The organism is Streptomyces sp. SID1328 (genome assembly GCF_009865595.1).
Classification (GTDB): domain Bacteria; phylum Actinomycetota; class Actinomycetes; order Streptomycetales; family Streptomycetaceae; genus Streptomyces; species Streptomyces griseoluteus.
The window spans coordinates 1-4,271 of sequence record NZ_WWKH01000524.1 but is presented as its reverse complement, the minus strand read 5'-3'; the positions used below and the strand labels follow the sequence as shown (position 1 = coordinate 4,271).

Below are 4,271 nucleotides of genomic sequence, written 5' to 3'. Positions count from 1 at the left end.
GCAGAGGGTGTCCGGGAAGCAGGCCGCGGCCCGCTCGCAGATCCCGAGCACCTCCGGCCAGCGCAGGCCGGCGCTCTCGGCCGCCTGCCGGGCCCCGGCCAGGTCGCCCCGGCGGCCGCCGAGGTGGAGGTTGGTGAGCGGTCCGGCGCTGGTGCGGACCACGGCATGGGTGGCGCGGCCGTCCACCACGACCACCCTGAGGTCGGCGGCGCGGCCGCCCTGGGACGCCTTGGGCACCCAGCGCTCCAGGTGCAGCCCGTCCGGGGCCAGCGCGTCCACGATGGCGGCGATGTCCCGCTCCCGCTGGTAGCGGCGCACCTTCAGGGAGTTGAACAGCCGCCCCTCTGGGTCGAGTTCGACGGAGGTGGTGGCCCTGATGCGGCCGCCCCCGGCCGAGTCGACGGCGAGCACGCCGGAGGCCGACGAGCCGTGCGCGGGCTTGACGAACAGCCGGGGCATCCGGTGCTCGCGCATCAGCGCCCGCACGTCCTCCCAGCCGCGCACCGGGGCACCGGCCGCGCCGGAGGTGGGCGAGGCGGGCACCGGTACGCCCGCCGCGGCGAGGACCGCGTGACAGCGCCGCTTGTCGAACATGACCGCCACGTCCTCGGCGCCGTCCAGCCGGATGCCGCCGCGCAGCGTGCCCAGGGCCGCCGTGAAGCGCTCGTACCAGCGGGCCGTGCCCTCCACGCGGGCCGGGTCGGGCATGCCCCGCAGGAGGAGGTCGACCTCGGGGTCCTCGCCGGGCGAGTCCACGCGGACGATCTCCCCGTCGCCGAACCCGGCCCCACCCGCGCGCAGTACGTCCAGCCAGGGCACCACGCGGGGCGCGGGCAGCCCGGCGGCCCGGACGGCCTCCGCGAACAGGGTGACCCGGCGGCCACCGGGGTTGCCGACCACCGCGAAACACCGGTTCATGGCAGGACGCTCACTCGCCGATGGCCACGAAGCGCTGCACGGTGCCGTCCTCGTTCTCGTACGAGTCCGCGTCGTCCTCGTTCAGATCGAGCCGGACGCCCGCCGGTTCCAGGGTCTCCCGGAGGCGCTGCTGGAGGGGCTCGGTGATGTAGTGGTGGTGCAGGTCGAGGAAGGCCAGGTGGGTCAGCGACTGCCCGGCGAGCAGCGCGGCGGCGCCCTCGTCGCCCAGGGTGCCCATGGAGAGGTCCAGCGTCTCCAGTTGGGTCACGACGGGCGCGGAGGCGACGGCGGCCGCGATCTCGTCCTGTATCTCGCTGTTGCGCAGCCCCAGATGACGCAGGGCTGGCAGCCGGGTCCCGGAGAGGATCGGCTCCAGGTCGGACACCGTGGTGTCGGCGCCGTACATCGAGTCACCGAGCCACAGTTCGAGGTGCTCCAGGGCGGGCAGGCCGCTGCCGCCGACGCCCCTCACGACCTCCACGGGCAGGCCTCCGGTCTCCACGACCAGCTTGCGCAGCGCGGCGTGCTCCAGCGCGGGGAACTCCAGCCCGGTGCCCCCGCGCACGCCGAACTCGGCCAGCTCCGGGAAGCCGGTGAGCAGTCCGGTGACGTCGCTCTGCTGGATCCAGGAGAGTTCGGCCTCCTCCATGACGAGGTCGCCGAGGAACAGCGCGCGCAGGGCGGGCAGCCGGTCGCGGGCGGCGAGCAGCGCCGCCGTCACGGCGGAGGAGTCCGTCTCGTACGCCTCCGTCCAGGCGCCGACGATCAGCGCCCGCACCCGTGTGGTGTCCACGGTGGCCAGGAAACGGGCGAAGGCGTCCTCCCACTCCTCCTCCGCGTCGTACACGTCCCCGGCGACCCGCCACGCGACGGCGTCCGGCTCGGGCAGCTCGGCCTTCGCGTCGGGGCCGGGAAAGGCGAACGCGGGGAGGCCGTACAGCTCCTCCAAGTGGTGACCGATGGTCATGCGGGCTGCTCCTGACGTGCGATGGGCGCGAACGTGTGCGGTCCACGGCGTACGCAGGAAGTTCTACCAACTCGCACTGACAACCGGTCACGGCTGTGGACGACTACTCGTCGGCCAGCGCCTCACGCAGCGACTTCGCGGTGGTGGCCGGGTCGTACCCCTCGGGCACCCCGTCGACCAGGATGATGTCGCCCGCGATGTGCTGTGAGCGCAGGGGGGCGATCTCCTGGTAGGCGGGCGAGTCCCACCAGGCCCGCGCCTCGGTGATCCCCGGGAACCCGATGATCACGACATGGCCGGCCCACTCCCCCTCCTTCACCTCGTGCTGGGTGCCGTGGACGAGGAAGCGGCCGCCGTACGGCTCGAACGTGGCGGTGATGCGCTCGATGTACTCCGCGATCTCGGGGTGCGGCGCGGCCTCGCGGAGATGGGCTACGGCGTAGGCGGGCATGGGTCCTCCACGGCGTCGGTGATCGTCGGATCTTCGTACCCCGCGATGCTGCCACCCCTGCCGACCGGCGTCGATGGTGCGTCGGAAGATCGACTCCGACACGCCGGGGCGCGAGATCCACCCCCGCCCGCCGAACGGCACGTGTGCTAGTCTTTCTCTTGTTGCAGTTGTGGTACCCATGAACTTTATGTGCGCCTGACGGGAAATGTTTTCTCTTTGGGCGCATTTTGTTTTCCGGCATCTTCCGGATGGGGCCTCTGCCATCAGAAGGAGAAAGTCATGGCACAGGGAACCGTCAAGTGGTTCAACTCTGAAAAGGGTTTCGGCTTCATCGAGCAGGACGGTGGCGGTCCGGACGTCTTCGCCCACTACTCGAACATCGCCACCCAGGGCTTCCGTGAGCTCCAGGAGGGCCAGCGGGTCAGCTTCGACGTCACGCAGGGCCAGAAGGGCCCGCAGGCCGAGAACATCGTTCCCGCCTAATTGCGGGACGCGTATTCCGCTCACCGGGGTCCGCACCGTCATGGTGCGGACCCCGGTTTGTGCTGTGTTGAGGAAGGCAGTAACCGCATGCCCCGCAGGTATCAGAAGCCGAACCGCGGCTCGTCGCCGTCCCGGCCCTCGTCTGCTCCCCAGGCTCCCCAGGAATTCCGCCTGCCGGAGAGCACGACGCCCGCACTGCCCGCCGTCGCTGAGTTCGCCGACCTCGACATGCCCGCGGCACTGCTGAAGACGCTCACCGCGCAGGGGGTGACCACCCCCTTCCCCATCCAGGCCGCCACCCTGCCCAACTCGCTGGCCGGCCGGGACCTCCTGGGCCGTGGCCGCACCGGCTCCGGCAAGACCCTCGCCTTCGGCCTCGCCCTCCTCGCCCGGACGGCAGGACAGCGCGCCGAGCCCAAGGCACCCCTCTCCCTGATCCTGGTGCCCACCCGCGAGCTGGCCCAGCAAGTGACCGACGCGCTGACGCCCTACGCGACCGCGGTCAACCTCCGGATGGCCACCGTGGTCGGCGGTCTGTCGATCACCAAGCAGGCCGCCACCCTCCGGCGCGGTGTCGAGGTGCTGGTGGCGAGCCCCGGCCGACTCAACGACCTGGTGGAGCGCGGCGACTGCGTGCTGCACGACGTCGGCATCACGGTGCTGGACGAGGCCGACCAGATGACCGACATGGGCTTCCTGCCGCAGATCACCAGGCTGATCCAGCAGGTGCGCCCCGACGGCCAGCGGATGCTGTTCTCGGCCACCCTGGACCGGAACATCGACAAGCTGGTGCAGCGGTTCCTCACCGACCCCGTGGTGCACTCGGTGGACCCGTCCGCCGGTGCGGTCACCACGATGGAGCACCACCTGCTCCACCTCCAGGACGAGACCGACAAGAAGGCCGTCACCACGCGCATCGCGGCCCGTGACGGCCGGGTCATCCTCTTCCTGGACACCAAGCGCTCCGCCGACCGGCTCGCCAAGCGCCTGCTCTCGGTCGGTGTCCGCGCCGCCGCCCTGCACGGCGGCCGCTCCCAGCCGCAGCGCAACCGCGCCCTGGAGCAGTTCAAGACCGGCGAGATCACCGCGTTGGTGGCGACCAACGTCGCGGCGCGCGGTATACACATCGACGACCTCGACCTCGTCGTGAACGTCGACCCGCCGACCGACCACAAGGACTACCTTCACCGCGGCGGCCGCACCGCCCGCGCGGGCGGGTCCGGCAGCGTGGTCACGCTGGTGCTGCCCGAGCAGAAGCGGGAGGTCAGCCAGCTCATGTCGGCCGCCGGCATCCGCCCGAAGACCGCCCGCGTCACCTCCAGCGCTCCCGAGCTGGTCACCATCACGGGCGCCCGCGAGCCCTCCGGCGTGGCCGTGGTCATCGCCGCCCCGGAGCCCACGCCCCCGAAGGCGCGTCCGGCCCGCAGGTCCGGTGCCGGTGCCGAGGGCGCC

The 4,271-nt window shown here is 71.8% G+C and carries 5 protein-coding genes; 2 read left to right on the top strand and 3 right to left on the bottom strand.

From position 1 onward, the window contains the following. The 3 genes from GT030_RS16585 to GT030_RS16575 all read right to left on the bottom strand — a co-directional run. Positions 1-918 (bottom strand): STM4014 family protein (locus GT030_RS16585; protein ID WP_161201761.1); only part of this gene is annotated, 918 nt, incomplete at its 3' end. Between the two features lie 10 nt (positions 919-928). Further along, entirely contained in the window at positions 929-1,885 is a 957-nt protein-coding gene (locus GT030_RS16580) for an STM4015 family protein (RefSeq protein WP_161201760.1), read from the bottom strand. 103 nt (positions 1,886-1,988) lie between these two features. Then, positions 1,989-2,336, bottom strand: coding sequence for a DUF1330 domain-containing protein (locus GT030_RS16575; RefSeq protein ID WP_161201759.1), 348 nt, complete (start codon positions 2,334-2,336; stop codon positions 1,989-1,991). A 279-nt stretch (positions 2,337-2,615) separates the two neighbouring features. Between GT030_RS16575 and GT030_RS16570 the strand changes: the two genes are divergently transcribed. After that, positions 2,616-2,819, top strand: a complete 204-nt coding sequence (locus GT030_RS16570; RefSeq protein ID WP_007502648.1) for a cold-shock protein — start codon at positions 2,616-2,618, stop codon at positions 2,817-2,819. A gap of 87 nt (positions 2,820-2,906) precedes the next feature. Beyond that, the coding region (locus GT030_RS16565) for a DEAD/DEAH box helicase (RefSeq protein WP_161201758.1) at positions 2,907-4,271 on the top strand (1,365 nt) is incomplete at its 3' end.

Excerpts from the sequence above, each read along its gene's own strand:
- GT030_RS16570 (WP_007502648.1), top strand. The coding sequence starts at position 2,616 with ATGGCACAGGGAACCGTCAAGTGGTTCAACTCTGAAAAGGGTTTCGGC.
- GT030_RS16575 (WP_161201759.1), bottom strand. The coding sequence starts at position 2,336 with ATGCCCGCCTACGCCGTAGCCCATCTCCGCGAGGCCGCGCCGCACCCC.
- GT030_RS16580 (WP_161201760.1), bottom strand. The coding sequence starts at position 1,885 with ATGACCATCGGTCACCACTTGGAGGAGCTGTACGGCCTCCCCGCGTTC.